This is a genomic window from Streptomyces lienomycini, assembly GCF_027947595.1.
Classification (GTDB): Bacteria; Actinomycetota; Actinomycetes; order Streptomycetales; family Streptomycetaceae; genus Streptomyces; species Streptomyces lienomycini.
The window spans coordinates 3,553,780-3,574,042 of sequence record NZ_CP116257.1; the positions used below are offsets into that span (position 1 = coordinate 3,553,780).

Here is a 20,263-nt window from a genome sequence, read left to right on the forward strand (position 1 = left end):
CGGCTCACATGGCGTACCGAGGGCGGCGCCGACACCATGGTCTCGTCACCCGGCAGGCTGAAGGGATCAAGAATGTTCCGCAAGGTGCTGGTCGCCAACCGCGGTGAGATCGCGATCCGTGCGTTTCGGGCGGGCTACGAGCTCGGCGCGCGCACCGTCGCCGTCTTCCCGCACGAGGACCGCAACTCGCTGCACCGGCTGAAGGCCGACGAGGCCTACGAGATCGGGGAGCAGGGGCATCCGGTGCGCGCGTACCTCTCCGTGGAGGAGATCGTCCGCGCCGCCCGCCGAGCGGGGGCCGACGCCGTCTACCCGGGATACGGATTCCTGTCCGAGAACCCCGAACTCGCCCGGGCCTGCGAAGAGGCCGGGATCACCTTCGTCGGACCCGGCACGCAGATCCTGGAACTGACCGGCAACAAGGCCCGCGCGGTGGCCGCCGCCCGCGAGGCCGGTGTCCCCGTGCTCGGCTCCTCCGCGCCCTCCACCGACGTGGACGAACTCGTGCGCGCCGCCGACGACGTCGGCTTCCCCGTGTTCGTCAAGGCGGTCGCGGGCGGCGGCGGGCGCGGCATGCGCCGGGTCGAGGAACCCGCCCAGTTGCGCGAGGCCATCGAGGCCGCCTCCCGCGAGGCCGCCTCCGCCTTCGGCGACTCCACCGTCTTCCTGGAGAAGGCGGTCGTCGAACCCTGCCACATCGAGGTGCAGATCCTCGCCGACGGCGAGGGCAACGTCATCCACCTCTTCGAACGGGACTGCTCGGTGCAGCGCCGCCACCAGAAGGTGATCGAGCTGGCACCCGCGCCGAACCTCGACCCGGCCCTGCGGGAGCGGATCTGCGCCGACGCCGTGAACTTCGCCCGGCAGATCGGCTACCGCAACGCCGGAACCGTGGAGTTCCTCGTCGACCGGGACGGCAACCACGTCTTCATCGAGATGAACCCGCGCATCCAGGTCGAGCACACCGTCACCGAGGAGGTCACCGACGTCGACCTCGTCCAGTCCCAGCTGCGCATCGCCGCCGGGGAAACGCTGGCCGACCTCGGACTCGCCCAGGAGAACATCACCCTGCGCGGCGCCGCACTCCAGTGCCGCATCACCACCGAGGACCCGGCCAACGGCTTCCGCCCGGACACCGGCCGGATCAGCGCGTACCGCTCACCGGGCGGCTCCGGCATCCGCCTCGACGGCGGCACCACCCACGCCGGTACGGAGATCAGCGCCCACTTCGACTCGATGCTGGTCAAGCTCTCCTGCCGGGGACGGGACTTCACCACCGCGGTGAACCGGGCCCGGCGCGCGGTCGCCGAGTTCCGCATCCGCGGCGTCGCCACCAACATCCCGTTCCTCCAGGCGGTCCTGGACGACCCCGACTTCCAGGCGGGCCGGGTCACCACCTCGTTCATCGAGCAGCGCCCCCATCTGCTCACCGCCCGGCACTCCGCCGACCGCGGCACCAAACTGCTCACCTACCTCGCCGACGTCACGGTGAACAAGCCGCACGGCGAACGCCCCGAGCTGATCGACCCGCTGACCAAGCTGCCGGCGGTGCCCGCCGGTGAACCCCCGGCCGGGTCCCGGCAGTTGCTCGCCGAACTGGGCCCGGAGGGCTTCGCCCGCCGGCTGCGCGAGTCGTCCACCATCGGTGTCACCGACACCACCTTCCGCGACGCCCACCAGTCGCTGCTCGCCACCCGGGTACGCACCAAGGACATGCTCGCCGTGGCGCCCGTCGTCGCCCACACCCTGCCCGGGCTGCTGTCCCTGGAGTGCTGGGGCGGTGCCACCTACGACGTCGCCCTGCGCTTCCTCGCCGAGGACCCGTGGGAGCGGCTGGCCGCCCTGCGCGAGGCGGTGCCCAACCTCTGCCTCCAAATGCTCCTGCGGGGCCGCAACACCGTGGGGTACACCCCGTACCCGACCGAGGTGACCGACGCCTTCGTGCAGGAGGCCGCCGCCACCGGCATCGACATCTTCCGCATCTTCGACGCCCTCAACGACGTCGAGCAGATGCGGCCCGCCATCGAGGCCGTCCGGCAGACCGGCACCGCCGTCGCCGAGGTCGCGCTCTGCTACACCGCCGACCTGTCCGACCCCTCCGAGCGGCTCTACACCCTCGACTACTACCTGCGGCTCGCCGAGCAGATCGTGAACGCCGGCGCCCATGTGCTGGCGGTCAAGGACATGGCGGGTCTGCTGCGCGCCCCGGCCGCCGCGACCCTGGTCTCCGCGCTGCGCCGGGAGTTCGACCTGCCCGTGCACCTGCACACCCACGACACCACCGGCGGCCAGCTCGCCACCTACCTGGCCGCGATCCAGGCCGGCGCCGACGCCGTCGACGGAGCCGTGGCGTCCATGGCCGGGACGACCTCGCAGCCGTCGCTGTCGGCCATCGTGGCCGCCACCGACCACACCGAGCGCCCCACCGGCCTCGACCTCCAGGCGGTCGGCGACCTGGAGCCGTACTGGGAGAGCGTCCGCAAGGTCTACGCCCCCTTCGAAGCGGGCCTCGCCTCCCCGACCGGCCGCGTCTACCACCACGAGATCCCCGGCGGCCAGCTCTCCAACCTGCGCACCCAGGCCATCGCGCTCGGCCTCGGCGACCGCTTCGAGGACATCGAGGCGATGTACGCCGCCGCCGACCGGATGCTGGGCCGCCTGGTGAAGGTCACCCCGTCGTCCAAGGTGGTCGGCGACCTGGCCCTGCACCTGGTGGGCGCCGGTGTCTCCCCGGCCGACTTCGAGCAGGACCCCGACCGGTTCGACATCCCGGACTCCGTCGTCGGCTTCCTCCGCGGTGAACTGGGCACCCCGCCCGGCGGCTGGCCCGAGCCGTTCCGCACCAAGGCGCTGCGGGGCCGCGCCGAGGCGAGGCCCGTCGCGGAACTGGCGGCCGAGGACCGCACCGGACTGGAGAAGGACCGCCGGGCGACACTCAACCGGCTGCTGTTCCCGGGCCCGGCCCGGGAGTTCGGCACCCACCGCGCCTCGTTCGGCGACACCAGCGTCCTGGACAGCAAGGACTTCTTCTACGGGCTGCGCCCGGGCAAGGAGTACACGGTCGACCTCGACCCGGGCGTCCGGCTGCTGATCGAACTGCAGGCGGTCGGCGACGCCGACGAGCGGGGCATGCGGACCGTGATGTCCTCCCTGAACGGCCAGATCCGCCCGATCCAGGTTCGCGACCGGTCGGCGGCCTCCGACGTGCCCGCGACGGAGAAGGCCGACCGGGCGAACCCCGGCCATGTCGCCGCGCCCTTCGCCGGGGTGGTGACCCTCGCCGTCGCCGAGGGCGACGCGGTGGAGGCCGGGGCCACCGTGGCCACCATCGAGGCGATGAAGATGGAGGCCTCCATCACCGCGACCACGTCCGGCACGGTGACCAGGCTCGCCATCAACCGCATCCAGCAGGTCGAGGGCGGCGACCTCCTCGTCCAACTCGCCTGATCACCGGGGTTTCCGGACCCCGCGGGTGACGCGCCCCGCAGCGCTGCGGGGCGCGTCGTCGCTCACGGGAACTGCACGACCTTGGACGGCACGGTGTCCGTCCCCGACGTTCCGGCGCCGGTGTCGTTGACGACATGGCGGTACTGGCCCATGCCGCCCAGCGAGATCACCTGGAGGTTGCGCATCCTGACCCCCGGCTTGACCGGCACCTGGAACCCGTGCTGCTGGACGATGCCCGGGTCGGCCGTGAAGTTGCAGTAACTGCCCAGCGCCACCGCGTCGTGCACGTTCACCGAGTCGGCGACCTTGTAGGCCGCGTAGCCGACGATGCCGTCGTGGGTGATGGCGGCCTCGTTCGGGGCGTCGTAGGCCTTCTCGTTCTGGAAGAAGACGGTCCGGCCGCGCTCACCGTTCCAGTAGACGTCGTACTTGTTGAAGTGCTCGACGAACAGTCCCGTCGCGAGGACGTCGTCGCCGTTGACCCGGAGGCCGTAGTCGGCGCGGTTGGTCTCCCAGCCGACGCCCTCGCCGTGGTCGGCCCGCCAGATCCAGGTGTGGTCGATGACGACGTCGTCGCTCTCGACCACGACGGAGTCGGTCGCCTTGCCCGGTCCCGCGCCGCCGACGCGGATGAACACGTCCTGCATGGTCGTCGGGTTGGCGGAGTGGTCGGCGTTCCCGCCCGGGGTGCCGATGCGCAGCAGCGTGTCGGAGTTCACCGGACCGGCGTCGATGAGGAAGCCCGCGAGCCGCACGCCGTCGACGTCGGCCACGTGCATGGCGTCCACGCCGCCGTCCGGGACGATCGTGGCCAGACCGAGCCCCAGCACCACGGTGTTCGCCCGGTCGACCTCGATGGTCTGGTCGATGTGGTGGACACCCGGCGTGAACAGCAGGTTGAGCCCCTGGTCGAGGGCGGCGTTGATGGTCGCCGCGGTCGCGCCGGGCTTGACGACGTAGAACTGGCTGAGCGGCAGCGAGGTGCCCCCGGCGTTCGCCGGCCAGGAGACGCCGCGCGCGTTGGTGCGCTTGGCGGGCACGCGCACCTTGTACTCGTCGCCGTCCAGGTAGAGGAAGGGCTTCTCGCGCGAGATCGGCGTGGTGTCGAGCGTCGTGTACGGGCCGGTCTCGAAGTTGCTCGCGGGGGCGCCTTCGACGCCGGTGAACGTCATGTTCCAGACGCCGTTGGTCCAGCCGCCGACCGAGCTGTCCCGGGTGTACCACTGCTGCTGGGAGTAGGGGCCGACGGTCCCGTCGATCTTCGAGTCGGCGATGTAGCCGCCGGAGGCCCAGCCGTAGCCGTTGGGCGCGAGGTTGAGACCGCCCTTGACGTGTATGCGCCGGAACGGGGCGGCCTGGGCGACGGCCCAGCGGTCGGTGCCGTTGGACGGCGTGATGGCGAGGTTCTCGGCCGAACGCCAGAAGTTCTGTGTCGCGTTGCCGTTGAACCAGCCCGCGTCCACGGTGATGTCACCGTTGATCTGCGTGTCGTCCGGGTTGAGGCCGAGACCGGAGATCGAGGTGTAGAAGCCCAGTTGGGCGTTGATCCCGTTGTAGGTGCCCGGCTTCAGCAGGAACTGGTAGCGCCCGCTGCCGAACTGGTTGGACTCCTGCTGGGCGAAGACCTGGTCGAACCTCTGCTGGAGGTTCGGCGTGGAGGGGTCCACGACGATGACGTTCGGCCCCAGGTCGCCGCCGCCTTCCACCGGGGGAGTGCCGGTGGTGCCGGTGTGCACGGCGACCTCCCACAGCGAGTAGCCGTAGCCGGTGGCACGGGCCGTGCCGTGGACGCGGACGTAGCGGCCGGAACCGCTGACGTCGTAGGAGGACTTGCCCCCGGTGGCGCCCGTGACGCTCTTCAGCGTCTGCCAGTTCTGCCCGTCAAAGGACGCCTCGATCCGGAAGTCCTTGGCGTAGGCGGCCTCCCAGTTCAGGTCCACCTCGCACAGGTCCTTCACGGAGCCCAGGTCGACCCGCACCCACTGCGGGTCGGCGGCCTGGCTGGACCAGCGGGTGCCGGGGTCGCCGTCGAAGGCCGCGGCGGCCGGTGTACCGGCGTTCTCGACGGAGGAGGCCGAAGCGGGCCTGCCCTGCGCGGCGTCGGCGGTGTCGCAGGAGCCGCCCGGCGTGGCGCCGCCGGCGGTGCCGAAGACCTGGAACTCCCAGAGGGAGTAGCCCCACGGGGTGGCCCGGTGGACGCCCTGCATCCGGACGTAGCGGCCCTGGCCCGAGACGTCGAGCGAGTCGGTGCCGCCGTCGCCGCCGGTGACGGTCTTCGCGTCGCTCCAGGTGCTCCCGTCCGGGGAGAGCTGGATCTTGTAGTCCTTGCCGTAGGCCGCCTCCCAGTCGAGCACGACCCGGGTGACGGTGGCGGTGGCGCCGAGGTCGACCTGGAGCCACTGGTCGTCGCTCGCGGCGGACGACCACCGGGTGTTCGTGTCGCCGTCGACGGCGTTGCCGGACGGGGTTCCGGCGTTCTCGGCCGACGACGACGTGGCCGTCCGGCCCTGGGAGAGGGGGGTGTCGGCCGCGGTGGCCGTCATCGGGGCGGGGAGGGTGACGAGTGCCGCCGTGGCGACGAGCGCGACACCCAAGGATCTCAGTCTCATGCGTGGGCTTTCTGCGGTAGCGGACAGGACCGGGCAACCGCCGGACACAGCGGCTTAGTTCAAGGTGTGATTTAAGTGGTGAGGCATGAATCCGGCAAGACTTCGGGCACGACTTGTCAGTGCCGTACTGAAGAATGCGGTCCATCGAGATCAACTCCGGCCGGACCGGGTAGGCGTTCTCGAGTCACTGACCTGGAAAGGCCACAGCCGATGCCGCTCACCGCCCGCCCGCTCACCGCCCGCCCCCGTGGGACCCGGCGCCACGCACAGCTCGGGGCCGCCGAGGCCGAAGTCCTGCGCATCGTCGCCGACGCGCGCACACCCGTCTTCGTCACCGTGCGGGCGGACGGGCGGCGCAGATACAGCTACTGGCGCCCCCTGGACTCCGCCACCGGCCGCGGAGGCTGCTATGTCGCGCTGCCGACCGGTGAGTGCGACGCGTTGCACGCCGCGGGGCGCATAACCCTCGGCGAGCCGCTCGCCGACCCGAACCGCATCACCTACCGGGTCAGCGCCGCCCGCACTCCGGCGGCACCCCTGCGCGCGCTGCCGGACCGGGCACGCGCGGCGTGATCCGGGACCGGGCGCGGGCGGGCTGAGCCGGGGCCGGGGGCACGCGAGGCCGGAGCGGCCTGTCCCGCGCGCCGTCCTTCAGTGCGCGAGGGGCGCCCGCAGCGCGGGATCCGACGCCGCCCGCCACACCTCGGGCAGCGCCTCCCGCCGCCTGCCGGCGACCGCCCGCTCCAGGCCGTGCAGCAGCCCCCAGGTGAACGCCGGCTCGCCCGCCCCGTGGGCGGCCACCGCCAGCTCCCGCAGGGTGCCCTGGGCGACCACGGCGTCCTGGTGCTCGCCGAGCAGCCGCTGCACCCCCTTGGCGCGTTTGCCGAGCCGGGCGACGGGCTTGCCCAGCGCCGGACGCGCGACCTCGGCCGCGTAGCGCAGCTTCTTGGCCGCCTTGCGCGCCTCGTGCAGCCCCGCCTCGCGCTCCCGGCCTGCCGGAAGCGCGAGCGCGTGGTCCATGCGCCCGGCGAGACGGCCGTACTCCTTGAGCACCGCCCGGCCCATCGTCCGAGTCGGCTTCCGACCGGCCCCGGCGCGCAGGGGCGGCTGCCGGACCAGCGCGTCCAGCGCGTCCAGGAGGCGCAGCCAGCGGGGCGAGTCCAGGGCCTGCCGCGTCCGGGAACGCCCGTCCTCGCCCCGCGACACGTCCCAGATCCGCAGCCGCGCGGCGACGGGACCGAGGACGAGCTCGTCCGGCAGCTCCGCCAGCGCCGCATCGATCCGCTCGCTCAGCACCTCCTGGTCACGGGCCGCCCCCAACTCGCCCGCCAGCCACTTCAGCTCCGCACGCAGGGGATCGGTGACCCGCCGGTCGAGGACCGACCGGTACGAGCGCAGACAGCCGCGCAGCCGTCGGCACGCGACGCGCATCCGGTGCACGGCGTCGGGCAGGTCACGGCGGACCGCGGGATCCAGCGCCACCAGGTCGCCGACCTGCTCACGCACGTACGCGAGCACGAACGCACCCGGAGACCCGGCGACCACCCCCGACGGGCGCCCCCGTGCCACCGCCGATTTTGTTTCCCGCAGCGCCCGCGCGAGCTTGGACGGGCTGTCGGCGCGGACGACGCCCTTCTTGCGGAGCCTCTTCTCGACGGCGTCCAGCACTCCGGCGTCGGCACCGTCGGCGAGTTCCACCTCCAGCTCACCCCACTCGGCACGGCCGCCGCCGGGCGCCAGGGACTGCGCACGCACCTCGTCGAGGCTCAGCTCGGCCAGCACACCGCCCTCGGCGTCGCACAGCCGCCGTACCGTCCGGGTGGACCGGATCCGTACGACCGGACGCAGCTCCGCGCCCCGCGTGCGGGACAGGACCAGCTCGCGCAACGCCTGCGGCACGTCGTCCGACAGCGGCGCCCACACCTCCTCCCGGGTGTCCCCGCCGAGCGGCAGCTTCAGGTGCCAGCCCGCGTCCGGGCCGCCCGTACGGCGGCGCAGCGTGGCCGAGCTCCCGGCGAGCCGCAGATCCACGGTGTCGTGGTACACCGCGTCCAGCTCCTCGGGCCCGGCCGCGGCGACCGAGGCGACGGGCCCGGCACCGGTGAGGTCGGGCAGCCCGGCGACGCCGCCGGACGGCGGTTCGTACTTTCGCTCTGTCTCGCGCTTCGACTGGGTCATGTTGAGTCCTTCGACCCGATCCGCCGGATCAAACCCCCTCGCGCCCGGCCGTCCGCCGCGCGGCGGCTATCCGCCGTTCGGGACCAGCCAGGGCCGCGGGTCGTTGTAGTACCCGTCCAGGATCACTTCGAAGTGCAGATGCGGACCGGTGGACAGGCCGGTGGAGCCGACGTGTCCGATCGGGGCGCCGGCCTCCACGGTCTGTCCCACGGCCACCCCCAGGGACGACAGGTGGCTGTAGGTCGTCTCCAGCCGCTTGCCCTGGATCGTCCCGTGGTCGATCACGATGCGGTTGCCGTAAGCGCTGGTCAGCGCGGCGAACACGACACGGCCCTTGCGTGCGGCCACGACCTGTGCGCCCTGCGGCGCGGCGAAGTCCACACCGGTGTGCAGCTTGGTCACCCCGGTCAGCGGGTGCTCCCGCGATCCGTAGGGCGAGGTGATGGTGAGCGGCGTCACCGGCGCGGTCAGGAGGGCGCCCGCCGACCCGCCCGCGCCGGAGTCGTCCCGGTCCAGTGCCTCGTAGCGGGGGATCAGGGCCTGGACCTCGTCGAGGTACGCCTTGGCCTCCGTGGGCACCCGCCCCGCCTCCGTCACCGCGTCCGGTCCCGCGGCGTAGGCGGCGAGGGTCAGCTCCACGAGGTCGCCGTTGACCCTGCCCTCGGTGCGCAGCTCGGTCACCTTCCCGGCCAGGGAGCAGTCCCGCCGGCCCAGCGCCATGATGGCGTCCGCCGGGTCGCGGGGCGAGGAACCGCCGTTGCCGTCGTCGTCCTTGCCCCAGGTCCGCCACTCGCTGTCCGTGAAGGCGGCGATCCCCTTCTGGCCCGACAGTTCGTCCGAGTCGTCGCTCCAGCCGGACAGCTGGTCGATCTGCGCGGCCAGTACGGACGGTTCCAGGACGGTGCAGGCCGACGCCGCCTTGCGCAGCCACGGGACGTAGGAGGGGTCGATGTCCACGGCCGTGGACGGCTTCGCGTCGGGATCGTCGGGCCACGGGTTCGGCAGACCGCCCAGCGCGAGGAAGGCGGCCACGCCGGTGACGGTCACCAGGGCCGGCAGCACCAGCAGGGTGAAGGGGCCCGGCCCGCGGCGCTTTCGCCCGGGGGGCCGCTCCTGTGGCGCCGGTTGTTCCGGTTGTTCCAGGGGGTTTGGTTCCGGCCGTGTTTCGTCCGTGTCGTCGGCCGCCTGCGCCAGCCGCTCGTCGTTCACCTGGCCGCTCGCCGGGACGTGATGCTCACGCGGAGACGCTATCGCCGCCCCCGCGCCGGTGTCAGGAGCCGTGGAGGCAGAAGGAGCTGCCCGAACGGGCACGGCGGGCGGCGCGGGACGGACCGCGGGCCGGGGCGGGACGGACCGCGGGCCGGCAGCCCATGGGCCTCGGTACACGCCCCGCACGGCCCGTCCCCCGGGGCGCGCGCCGTCCCGGCGCCCCCCACTCCCGGGAATGCTCCCGTCCGCCGACCGGGCGACGGCACCGGGCGAGACTCGGGGGCCGGATGTCCCCCGGCGGGGCGTGGGTGAAAGGTTCGCGCCGGTCGGCGCGCGCCGGGTCTGGCAGGCGGCCGGTTACTCCGATAGCTTGCTGGTGCGGCCCCGCGTTCTCCCCCGTACGCGGGGCCGCACCAGCGCGGCCGGGTGCCCGGCTCAGAGAGCGAGTTCGGTGCGCAGCGCCGGTTGCAGCAGGTCCCCGTGGGCGCGGACCATGTCGTCGCACAGCTGCCAGATCTCTTCGACCCTGAGCGTCGCCGCCGTCGCCGGGTCGGCCATCGCGGCGTGCCTGACGTGCCGCGGTTCGTCCTGAGTGGCCGCCCGCACCACCAGGTCGGTGGTGCTCAGGTAGGCCCGGTTGAGGGCCGCCAACTGCGGGGGCAGCGCGCCGACACGGGTGGGCTGGACGCCCGACGCGTCGACCAGGCACGGCACTTCGACGGTGCCCCGGTCGGGAAGGTTCTCGATCAGACCGTGGTTGGGCACGTTGCCGTAGACCGTGCGGGGCGTGCCGGTCACGATGCTGTGGATGATCTGCGGCGCGTACTCCATGGTGCCCTCGACGGTGAGCGGTGCCCCGCAGGCCAGCGCGTCGCGGGTCCGCTCGTACTCGGCCACGTTCTCGTCCACGATGCCCAGGTAGGCGCCGACCGGAAGCCGCAGCCGGTCGATCTCGCTGTCGTGGTGCAGGTACCAGGGGACGTACTCGGAGGAGTGCTCGCTGGTCTCCGTCGGGTAGTGGCCCAGGCGCCGGTACATGTCCATGCGGACCCGGCGGCGCAGTTGCGGGTCCTCGGCGATCAGGGCGTCGAGGCGGGGGTGGAGGTCCTCGCCCCCGTGCTCCAGGCGCAGTACCCACGCCTGGTGGTTGACACCGGCCGCCTGGTAGGTGACCTCCTCGTAGGGGACCTTCAGCAGCTCGCACAGGTCCTGGATCGTCCAGTAGACGGAGTGGCACAGTCCCACCACCCGCGTCAGACCGGTCGCCTCCGCGAGGTACTGGACGTTCATCGCCATCGGGTTGGTGTAGTTGAGCAACCAGGCGTCCGGGCAGACCTCCGCGATGTCCCGCCCGAGCGCTTCGAGCAGCGGGAAGGTGCGCAGCGCGCGGAAGATGCCGCCGACGCCGAGGGTGTCGCCGATGGTCTGGCGCAGCCCGTACCGGGCGGGCACGTCGAAGTCGGTACGGGTCGCCTCGCCCATGCCGACCTGCACGATGTTGATGACGAAGTCCGCGCCGGCCAGGGCCTCGCGGCGGTCGGCGTGCGCGGTGACGCGCGGTCGGGCGCCGCGTTCGGCGGCGATGTACTCGGCGGCGGCCCGCGCGGTGGCCAGCCGCTCGGCGTCGATGTCGTGCAGCGCGATGTGCGCGGACTTCAGCTCGTCGAACGCGAAGAGGTCGGCGAGCAGGCCCTGGGTGAAGACGACGCTGCCTGCTCCGACGAAGGTGATCTTGGGCGCGGTCGGGTGGGCGGTGCTCATGCGGGGTTCTTTCCGTTGCGGGTGACCTGGGCGAACGCTTCGTCCCAGGTGGGCTGGGCGGTGGTGCCGCCGTGCGCGCGGGTGGACAGCGCGCCGCAGACGGCGGCGAGTTCGAGGGCCTCGGGAAGGGCGAGCCCGGCGAGGAGCGCGGCGACGAAACCGGCGTCGAAACTGTCACCGGCCCCCACCGTGTCGACGGACCGGGCCGGGATGCCGGGCGTGCTGAGCAGGGTGCGCCCGTCGTGGCACAGGGCGCCCTCGGCGCCGTTCTTGACGACGACCGTCGGCCCCCGGTCGGCGAGCGCGGCGGCCGACTTCCCGAGGTCCGGGGTGTCGAGTCCGGCGAGCCGCCGGGCCTCGGCCGCGTTGGGCAGCAGGTAGTCGGTGTGCGGGAGCACGGCGTCCAGGCCCGCCGGGTCCCAGCGGCCGGACGGGTCGTCGTTGGTGTCCAGGGACGTCGTCGCGCCGTGGGAACGGGCGGTGCGCAGCAGCTCGGGCAGCGAGGCGGCGAGTGCGGGCAGCAGGAAGTACGACGCGGCGTGCACGTGCCGGACGCCGCTCAGCAGCTCGGCCGGGACGTCCGCCGCCGTGGTGGCCGGCAGCGTGCCAGGCGCCGTGACGATGGCGCGGTCCTCCCCCTGGGTCAGGACGACGGTGAGGGGCGTGGGCAGCCCCGGATCGGTGTGCAGGGCGCGGGTGTCCACGCCGCGGGAGTCGAGGGCGGCGCGGATGTAGCGGCCGGCGTCGTCGTCGCCGACGCGGCCGGCGAAGGCGACCCGCAGGCCGAGGCGGGCCGCGCCGCACGCCATGATGGCCGCGGAGCCGCCGAGGGTGAGGGCACCGTCGGACACGAGCTGTTCGCGCTGGCCGAAGGCGAGCGGCGCGTCGAGCGGTCCGAGGACGACGTCGGGATTGGCGTCCCCGACGACGAGCAGGTCGAAACTGTGCGACATGGGTCTTCCCTGAGGTGACAGCGGAGGAGGCGAAGGCCGGCGTCAGCCGCGGGCGTCAGCCCTTGAGTCCGCTGGAGGTGATCGACTGGATGAAGGTCTTCTGCGCGCCGAGGAAGGCGAGCAGCACCGGAAGCACGGTGATGACGTTGCCGGCCATCACGGCGGCCCACTGCGTGTGGTGCTGCCCCTGGAAGGTGGTCAGGCCCAACTGCAGCGTGTACTGCGTGTCGTGGTTGATGGCGATCAGCGGCCAGGTCAGGTCGTTCCACGTGGTCAGGAAGGTCAGGACGGCCACCGTGCTCAGCGCCGGGCGGGACAGCGGCAGCACGATGCGCCACAGCACCCGCAGCCGGGAACAGCCGTCGATCCAGGCGGCCTCCTCCAGCTCCCTGGGCAGCGAGAGGAAGAACTGCCGCAGCAGGAACACCGCGAACGGCGTCACCAGCGAGGGCACGATCAGCGCGCCCAGGGTGTCGATGAGGCCGAGCTTCTTCATCACCAGGAACGTCGGGATCATCGTCAGCTGGAACGGCACGGCCATGGTGGCCAGCATCAGCCCCATCAGCACCCGGGAGCCAGCGAAGCGCATCCTGGCGAAGGCGTACCCGGCCAGCGAGCCGAAGACGAGGTTCGCGGCGACCGTGACGGCGGAGACGATCAGCGAGTTGACGAACCAGCGGGGGAACATCGCGTTGCCCAGCACGTACCGGTAGCCGCCCAGGTCGATGCCGGACGGCCACAGGGCCGGCGGGAACCGGTTGATCTCCGCGTTGCTCATCACCGAGCTGAGCAGCAGCCAGACAAGCGGTACGGCGAACACGAGGGCGAGCGGCGCGAGCAGCAGGTGCCAGGGGCTGAACGGGAGCCGCGGGCGGCGCCGTTCGACGGCGGCCGGCTCCGAGGCCGAAGCGCTCGCCGTACCCGGTCGGGTGGTGGTCGCCGTCATGATCGGGCCCCTTCGAGACGGTGGCGTCCCCGACGCCGGACGATGCGGACGGCCCCGGCGACCACACCGAGGGCGACGGCCAGGACGTACGCGGCCGAGGCCCCGTATCCGGCGGTGGCGTTCTTGAACGCCTGCTCCCAGATGAAGTAGACGATCACCGTGGTGGAGCCGAGCGGACCGCCCTTGGTGGTGACGTACACGAGGTCGAAGACCTGCAGGGACTGGATGGCCTGCCACAGCACCAGGAAGACCGTGACCGGCGTGAGCGTGGGCAGGGTGACGTGGCGCAGCAGGTGCCTGCGCCCGGCGCCGTCGAGGCGGGCCGCCTCGATCAGGGACTGCGGCACGTCCTGGAGAGCGGCGAGGTAGACGACGACGCAGAACCCGGTGCCGCTCCACAGGGTGATCGCCACCAGCACGAGGAGCGCCTGGGACGGATCGGACAGGAAGCCCTGCGACGAGACGCCCAGGCGGTGCAGCACCGAGTTGGCGGCGCCGAACTCCGGGTCCAGGATGAAGGAGAACAGCACGCCCTGCGCGGTCGCCGACAGCACGAACGGCACGAAGATCAGGGTGCGGTAGAGGCCGACCAGGCGGATGCGCCGGTTCAGCACCAGGGCGAGGGCCAGGCCGAACAGCAGGCTCAGCGGCACGTACAGCACCGTGTAGAGCAGGGTGTTGCGGACCGCCTGGCTGAAGTTCGGGTCCTGGGCGAGGGCACGGTAGTTGTCCAGGCCGACCCAGCGGCTGGGCGTCACCAGGTCACTGGCCTGGAAGGACAGCAGCAGCGACCAGATCACCGGGACGATGCTCAGCCCGAGGACGATCAGGACCGCCGGTGAGACGAACGCCCAGGCCGTGCCGGTCTCGCGCCGGCGCTTGCGGCGCAGGGCGCGCGGGTCGGGCGGCGGGCCGTCGACGGTGATGGGGCGGGGGAGGCGCGGCATGGCGGTGTGGCTCCTCAACGCGGAATGAGCAGGGCGGCGTTGGCTTCGTCGGCGCAGGCACGCAGCGCCTTCTCGGGCGTGCTGCGCCCCAGGAGCACGGCGACGATCGCCTGCCCGAGCGCCTGCGAGACCTCCGGGTACGCCGGGTGGACGGGGCGCACACGCGCCGTCTCCAGCGCGGTGGTGAACACGGCCAGGCCCTCCGTGCGGGCGACCTTGTCCTGCCACTGGGGCAGGCCCTCGGTGCGGCGGCTGAGCGGGAGGCTGCCGGCCTCGATGTCCCAGCGCACGTCCTGCTCCGGCCGGGCCAGCCAGGTCAGGAAGGTGCGGGCGGCCTCGGACCGGGCCTCGCCGTTGTCGAACACCGTCCAGGTGTCCGGCCCCGAGATGGTGACCGGGCGGCCGCTGAAGGAGGGCAGGGGAGCGACGTGGTAGTCGATTCCGGCGGTCTCGATGTCGGGCAGCTGCCACGGCCCGGTGACCACCATGCCCATGCGGCCGGACTGGAACACCTGGTACATCTGCTCGCTGCCGGGCTTGGGATCGACGTACACGCTCTCGTCGCGGGCCAGGTCGGACACCACCTCCAGCGCCCGGGCGCCGGTGTCGGCGAAGCCGATGCCCTTGCCGCTGTCGTCGACGACGTCGCCGCCCAGGTCCCAGATCAGCGGCCACAGCCGCCACACGGTGTCCTCGTCGCCCGTGCCCGGCCAGCCGGTGCCGAACCGGCCCCGGCCCGACTCGGTGAGCGTGCGCGCCGAGGAGACGAAGTCCTCCCAGGTCCAGCCGGCCTCCGGCAGCGCCAGCCCGGCCTCGCGGAACAGCTTCCTGTTGCAGACCACGGCGAGCGAGTCGAGCACCGCCGGGGCGGCCCTGACCCTGCCGTTGAGCGTGACGGCGTCCCTGGAGGCCGCCCAGTAGTTCTTCCACGGAACGGGTCCCGAGCCGACCATGTCGGTGAGGTCCACGACCTGCGGACTGCGGGCGACCCGGGCCAGGTCCGACCCGAAGATGTAGGCGATGTCGGGGTAGGAGCCGGCGGCGAGGGCGGCGGTCACCTTCTGCAGCATCACGTCCGACAGCACCCCGCCGCCCAGCTTCACCCTGATCTTCGGGTGGGCCCGCTCGAAGTCGGCGACGAGCCCCTCCAGGACCTTCTTCGCCGTGTCCGCCTGGCCGTGCCACATCTCGACGGTGACCGTGCCGTCGGCCGCGACGCCGTCGTCCGTACCGGCCCCGCAGCCGGACACCGCGGTGCCCGCGACCGCGGCGAGGGCGGCACCCCCGCCGGCCCGCAGCACACCCCTGCGCGAGGGACGCGCGGCACGTCGGACCGCAACCATCTCCACCTCCAAGGACTTCACTTGCCGTCGGGCGGGATCAGCAGGTCTCACGTACGTAGCCGCTGCTGCCCTTCGGCGACACGTCCAGGTCGCGCCGGACGATGCTCAGCTCGTCGCCGAATCCCGCGCACGCCTTCGACAGGCCCTTGGCGGTGTACTCGACGACGATCACGCGGTCGCCGAACTCGGCCGTGTAGTCGCCGCACTCGTCCCACTCGCCGCACTCCTCGGCGACCGCGAAGTCCAGCCCGTTCTCCTCGCGGTTCGGGGCCAGTTCGACGGTGTTCTTCTGCCCGATGGCCAGGCCGTCGGAGTGCGCGCGCTCCGCCAGCAGCCTGATCAGCCCCTGGGCGTCGGCGGAGTCCAGCAGGTCGCCCGCGCGGGTGTAGCTGTCGTAGTTGTCCGGTTCGACGGCCTGGAAGCCCTTGTCCGCACAGCCGTCGATCCACGTGCCGACCTTCTCGGCGATCCGCTCGCGCTTGTCGGCGGTGCGGATGTCGAGGAAGGCCTCGCCCCAGTCGGTGTCGTAGACGACGTCGCCGTTCGCGTCGCGCAGCAGCAGGTCGTCGTCCCAGTCGCCCTCGGCGCCGGGCTGCGCCTGGTAGGCGTTGACGTAGCAGATGTTGTACAGGCCCTGCGCGGGGGAGGCCGAGTGGTCGCGGCTGACCACCTGCACACCGGCCGGCGGGGTGTAGGCGCCGCCGATCTGGTAGTCGAAGCCCGCGTGCGCGGGAGGCGGGGTGTAGGTGGCCGCCTCGGCCGGGGTGCTGCCCGGGACGAGCGCGGCGGCGGTGACGAGGACCGCGGTGGCGCATACGCCGGCCAGCACCGGCTTCTTGGGGGTGTACCCCTGGACACGGCTCATGGTTCGAGCTCCGGAGGGTGGTGGGCACGTCCCCGCCTCGGACGCGCGTGGCGGGTCCTGGCGACTCAGTCCGGGCTCCTGGCGCGAAGCCAGCTACCGGCTGGGCGTACCTCTGCCGCCGATCACGGGCATCGGCGTTGATCGGGAGTAAATCGACCGGGTCCGTCCCCTGTCAAGAGTTCGAAACGAGAGAGCTGGTGCACGAACTTGATCGAAGGTGGCCTATTCGATGCAGAATCAATCATGATGCGTCGGCCCCAGGACGCCCGGGAAAGATGGATACGGGCCGGGTGGGAGCCGTGATCACCGAGCTTCCACCGGGCTGGTAGCGTCGCGTGGTCGCGGCGGGCGGCGCGAGAGAGGTGTCGGTGCGTGGGAGAGCGGCAGGACCGTGAGTGGGTGGCGATGACGCCGGGCGACTTCGACCGGGACGCCCCGCTGGTCCTCAACGTGGGCACCGGACCCGCCACCGTCCCCGCCGAGCCCGACGAGTACGGCACCGCCCCGCTGTTCGGCGAGACGGCGCCGGAGCCCAGTGCCCGGCCGCGCAACCGGCGAGGACGGCCCGCGCCCGGTCAGGAGCGGCTGTTCTGACCGTCCCCGCCGGGCATCACGGGCCGGACACCTCGTCCACGAACCCGTTACCAGGCGGCGCGGTACCCGGCGACCCCGGCCGCGACCCCGGCCGTTCGGGCAGGTACCGCGCGCCATGCGTGCCGAACGGCCGCCCGTCCGCGGTGTAGGTGATGGCGCTGTCGTCGATCGCCGCCACCAGCGGGTAGTCGTCGCTCTGCCGCAGCGTCTGTCAGTCGCTCGGGTGGAAGCGCGGTTGCGGGTCGCCGGTGTCCGCGCCGGGCGCCGAGGTGAAGCCGGTCCCCAGGTGGCGGTCGGCCGTCGCCGTCGGGCTGCCCGGGGGCTTCACCACCAAGGATCCGGTCACCCTCTCGACGTGCGGGGTGGTGCGGGGCGGAATACGGCGGCACCTTCGGGATCTTCGGCACCTTCCACCCTTGCGGGTGCGCGGAAGTGCTCGGAAGTGCTTCGCATCGAGCACGTATTGACATGTCACGGCTGACCCCGCAGAGTCATGCCCCGACAGTGCTCGACAACGCCCGACCGTGCCCCGACCGTGCTGCCCGAAGCCCACGAGGAGTGTTGCCGTCATGTCCGAACCCCCCGCTGTCTCACGCCGTCTGCTCCTGGGCTCGGCCGCCGCCACCGGCGCGCTCGCGACCGGGATGGGCGCCGCCGCACCGTCCGCGTCGGCGGCCGGGCGGGCGCCCCGCCGCAAGCCCGGCCAGAAGTCGATGATCGGCGTCCCCTTCGACGTCCACGGAACCGTCCGCGTCGGCGTCATCGGCCTCGGCAACCGGGGCGGCGGCATGATCACCGGCTGGGCCGCCGTGCCCGGCTGCACCGTGACCGCCGTCTGCGACATCCGCGCCGACCGGGCCAGGAGCGCCGCCGACCGCCTGGAGAGCAAGGGCAACCCGCGCCCCGCCGAGTACGGCGGCTCCGCCGACTCCTACGCCCGCATGCTGCGACGCGACGACATCGACCTCGTCTACGTCGCCACCCCCTGGGAGTTCCACTACGAGCACGGCCGGGCCGCCCTGCTCAGCGGCAGGCACGCCGTCGTCGAACTCCCCGTCGCGACCGAACTGCGCCAACTGTGGGACCTCGTCGACACCTCCGAGCGCACCCGCAGGCACCTGCTCCTGTCCGAGAACTGCAGCTACGGCCGCAACGAACTGGCCATGCTGAACGCGGCGCACGACGGCCTGTTCGGAGAGATCACCAACGGCCACGGCGGCTACCTCCACGACCTGCGCGAACTCCTGTTCTCCGACACCTACTACACCGACTCCTGGCGCCGGCTCTGGCACACCCGCAGCACCGCGTCCTTCTACCCCATGCACGGGCTCGCCCCGATCGCGGCCGCCATGGACGTCAACCGCGGCGACCGCATGACGACCCTGAGCGCCACCGCCACCGCCCCGAAGGGACTGGCCGACTACCGCGCCCGCTTCGTCCCCCGGGACCATCCGTCCTGGAAGGAGACCTACGTCAACGGCGACCTGGTCACCTGCATGATCGAAACGGCCAGGGGACGGACGATCCGCGCGGAGCACGACGTCAGTTCGCCCCGGCCCTACAGCCGCATCAACACCCTCGCCGGCAGCCGCGGCATCGTCGAGGACTACGCCGGTCCGGCACCGACGGGCGCCCGCGTCTACGTGGAGCCGGACCACAGCGGCCACACCTGGCGCGACTTCGAGGGCTACCGCAAGGAGTACGACCACTGGCTGTGGCGGAAGGTGGGCGACGACGCCGCGAACAACGGCGGCCACGGCGGCATGGACTACGTCCTGCAGTGGCGCACCGTCCAGTCGATGCGGGCGGGCCTCGTGCCGGACATCGACGTCTACGACTCGGCCGCCTGGTGCTCGGCCGTCCCCCTCAGCGTCACGTCCCTGGCCCGCGGCGGCCGCCCCGTCGAGATCCCCGACTTCACCCGCGGCGCCTGGCGCGAGCGCAGGCCCGGCCTCGACTCGGCGCCCACCGACATGCCGCCGCTGGGCTGAACACGGACGCCAGGGCGCCACGGCGCCACGGGGGCCGGGCTCGTGCGAGCCGCCCGGCCCCCGCGCCGCCGGCGATGCCCGCCCGGAAGAGGCCCGGGCGCCCGCCCCGGGCGCTCTAACGCGCCAGGGCCTCTTCCGGCCCCATGACGACGACCGGCTCCTTGTCCGGGTCCAGGGCGGTCAGCAACGCGCGCATGTGCTCCTCGCTCAGGGACACGCAGGCGTTGGTCGGACCGTCGTGGTCCACATGGATCCAGACCCCGCCGCCCTTGTCCTCACCGAGCGGCCTGGTCCGGTCGAGCGGTGTCGTACCGGGCACCCGGTTGTAGTCGATGGCGACCACGTAGTCGAACGACCCCTCCAGCGGCTCGCCCAGATACCCGGTGCCCGACACGGCGAATCCCGGATCCTGGTCGTACGGGAGCAGGGTGCCCGGGTCCGGCAGCCGGCCCCCCGCGTCGCTGAGGCCGAAGACGCCGACGGGCGTGTGCAGGTCGCCCGCCTCATGGTCGTCGGTCCAGCCGCGCAGGCCGTTGTGGGCGGGCCAGGGCCCGCCCACCGCCCGCCAGCCCTCGGCCGGATACCGCTCGTACAGCACCACCCGCGCCTGCGACGAACTCTCGGTCTCGCCGGTGACCACCAGGGCCTGCCGGGTGCCGGCCGGGAGACGCGCCCGCATGGCCGGCCCGATCCCGGGAAGCGGGTCGGGAAAGGAACGCGGGGGAGCGGGGCGCGGCGACGCGGACCGCGCCGCGGAACTGCCGGGCGCCTGTGCGGCCTGCGAGGAGGCGCCCGCGTGCTCCCGGGCGCAGCCGGTTCCCAGCACGCCGGTGCACATGACAGCGCCGATCACCAGGGCCAGCGCTTTCCTGACGGTCATATCGATCTCCGACTCCGTGTGTGGACTACTCATAGCTAGACCACATACGGAACCGGGGTGTGCGGCCGCCTCGCCCTCTCCCCCGGATGGCGCAGAGGGCACCCGCACGGCGGTCGGCGAGGGCCCCGGTCGGCAACATGGTTCCTGCTCACACCCCTTACTCACTGGTGAGGCTCGGACATGCCGTGTAGCGTCAGCAGCAGATGTCGTGGTTCGCCCAGACCGCCCGCCTTGGAGTGCGGGCGGTTTGCTGTGCAATGCCGGAGGACCAGGACGACCACCTCCGGGTTCGCGCGGTGCGAATCCGATAACGGCTGAAAGGCAAAAGGCATGGCCAGCGGAACTGTCAAGTGGTTCAACTCTGAAAAGGGCTTCGGCTTCATCGCGCAGGACGGCGGCGGCCCCGACGTCTTCGCGCACTACTCCAACATCAACGCCCAGGGCTACCGCGAGCTCCAGGAAGGCCAGGCCGTCACCTTCGACATCACCCAGGGCCAGAAGGGCCCGCAGGCGGAGAACATCACCCCCGCCTGACCGGGA

Annotated in this window: 16 protein-coding genes; 5 read left to right on the forward strand and 11 right to left on the reverse strand. The window is 72.4% G+C overall.

The genetic code is table 11. From position 1 onward, the window contains the following. Nucleotides 1–72 precede the first annotated feature (72 nt). On the forward strand, nt 73–3,447 hold the full coding sequence (locus BJ961_RS16140) for a pyruvate carboxylase (protein ID WP_271417063.1): 3,375 nt from the start codon (nt 73–75) through the stop codon (nt 3,445–3,447). 62 nt (nt 3,448–3,509) lie between these two features. Here the strand turns inward: BJ961_RS16140 and BJ961_RS16145 are convergent, their stop codons facing one another. Next, nucleotides 3,510–6,056 (reverse strand): discoidin domain-containing protein, encoded by a 2,547-nt coding sequence (locus tag BJ961_RS16145; protein ID WP_271413525.1) that lies wholly within the window; start codon nt 6,054–6,056, stop codon nt 3,510–3,512. A 210-nt stretch (nt 6,057–6,266) separates the two neighbouring features. Here BJ961_RS16145 and BJ961_RS16150 point away from each other — a divergent pair, with 210 nt between their 5' ends. Continuing rightward, complete coding sequence (locus BJ961_RS16150; protein ID WP_271413526.1) at nt 6,267–6,629, forward strand: hypothetical protein; 363 nt, start codon at nt 6,267–6,269, stop codon at nt 6,627–6,629. A gap of 78 nt (nt 6,630–6,707) precedes the next feature. On the opposite strand, the gene BJ961_RS16155 is transcribed toward BJ961_RS16150, so the two are convergent. From BJ961_RS16155 to BJ961_RS16190, 8 genes are all read right to left on the reverse strand, one after another. After that, nucleotides 6,708–8,234 carry a CYTH and CHAD domain-containing protein gene (locus BJ961_RS16155; protein ID WP_271413527.1) on the reverse strand — a complete coding sequence of 509 codons (1,527 nt, stop codon included), beginning with the start codon at nt 8,232–8,234 and terminating at the stop codon, nt 6,708–6,710. Nucleotides 8,235–8,300: 66 nt separating this feature from the next. Further along, on the reverse strand, nt 8,301–9,443 hold the full coding sequence (locus tag BJ961_RS16160; protein WP_271413528.1) for a M23 family metallopeptidase: 1,143 nt from the start codon (nt 9,441–9,443) through the stop codon (nt 8,301–8,303). A 435-nt stretch (nt 9,444–9,878) separates the two neighbouring features. After that, entirely contained in the window at nt 9,879–11,204 is a 1,326-nt protein-coding gene (melA, locus tag BJ961_RS16165) for an alpha-glucosidase/alpha-galactosidase (RefSeq protein WP_271413529.1), read from the reverse strand. Further along, nucleotides 11,201–12,157 carry a carbohydrate kinase family protein gene (locus BJ961_RS16170; protein ID WP_271413530.1) on the reverse strand — a complete coding sequence of 319 codons (957 nt, stop codon included), beginning with the start codon at nt 12,155–12,157 and terminating at the stop codon, nt 11,201–11,203. The genes melA and BJ961_RS16170 overlap by 4 nt, the downstream gene beginning before the upstream one ends. Nucleotides 12,158–12,212: 55 nt before the next feature. Continuing rightward, nucleotides 12,213–13,103 (reverse strand): carbohydrate ABC transporter permease, encoded by an 891-nt coding sequence (locus tag BJ961_RS16175; protein ID WP_271413531.1) that lies wholly within the window; start codon nt 13,101–13,103, stop codon nt 12,213–12,215. Beyond that, nucleotides 13,100–14,050, reverse strand: a complete 951-nt coding sequence (locus BJ961_RS16180; protein WP_271413532.1) for a carbohydrate ABC transporter permease — start codon at nt 14,048–14,050, stop codon at nt 13,100–13,102. The genes BJ961_RS16175 and BJ961_RS16180 overlap by 4 nt, the downstream gene beginning before the upstream one ends. A 14-nt stretch (nt 14,051–14,064) precedes the next feature. Then, on the reverse strand, nt 14,065–15,393 hold the full coding sequence (locus BJ961_RS16185; RefSeq protein ID WP_271413533.1) for an ABC transporter substrate-binding protein: 1,329 nt from the start codon (nt 15,391–15,393) through the stop codon (nt 14,065–14,067). Nucleotides 15,394–15,430: 37 nt separating this feature from the next. Then, nucleotides 15,431–16,258: an endo alpha-1,4 polygalactosaminidase gene (locus BJ961_RS16190; protein ID WP_271413534.1), complete on the reverse strand. Its 828-nt coding sequence runs from the start codon at nt 16,256–16,258 to the stop codon at nt 15,431–15,433. 372 nt (nt 16,259–16,630) lie between these two features. Between BJ961_RS16190 and BJ961_RS16195 the strand changes: the two genes are divergently transcribed. Further along, on the forward strand, nt 16,631–16,852 hold the full coding sequence (locus tag BJ961_RS16195) for a hypothetical protein (protein WP_271413535.1): 222 nt from the start codon (nt 16,631–16,633) through the stop codon (nt 16,850–16,852). Nucleotides 16,853–17,063: 211 nt separating this feature from the next. Here BJ961_RS16195 and BJ961_RS16200 read toward each other — a convergent pair whose 3' ends face one another. Then, nucleotides 17,064–17,186 (reverse strand): hypothetical protein, encoded by a 123-nt coding sequence (locus BJ961_RS16200; protein WP_271417280.1) that lies wholly within the window; start codon nt 17,184–17,186, stop codon nt 17,064–17,066. A gap of 235 nt (nt 17,187–17,421) precedes the next feature. Here BJ961_RS16200 and BJ961_RS16205 point away from each other — a divergent pair, with 235 nt between their 5' ends. After that, a complete protein-coding gene (locus BJ961_RS16205) occupies nt 17,422–18,843 on the forward strand; it encodes a Gfo/Idh/MocA family protein (protein ID WP_271413536.1) in 1,422 nt (473 codons plus the stop codon). A 115-nt stretch (nt 18,844–18,958) separates the two neighbouring features. Here BJ961_RS16205 and BJ961_RS16210 read toward each other — a convergent pair whose 3' ends face one another. Then, complete coding sequence (locus BJ961_RS16210) at nt 18,959–19,723, reverse strand: hypothetical protein (protein WP_271413537.1); 765 nt, start codon at nt 19,721–19,723, stop codon at nt 18,959–18,961. Between the two features lie 330 nt (nt 19,724–20,053). Between BJ961_RS16210 and BJ961_RS16215 the strand changes: the two genes are divergently transcribed. After that, nucleotides 20,054–20,257 (forward strand): cold-shock protein, encoded by a 204-nt coding sequence (locus tag BJ961_RS16215; protein WP_003978336.1) that lies wholly within the window; start codon nt 20,054–20,056, stop codon nt 20,255–20,257. Nucleotides 20,258–20,263: the final 6 nt, after the last annotated feature.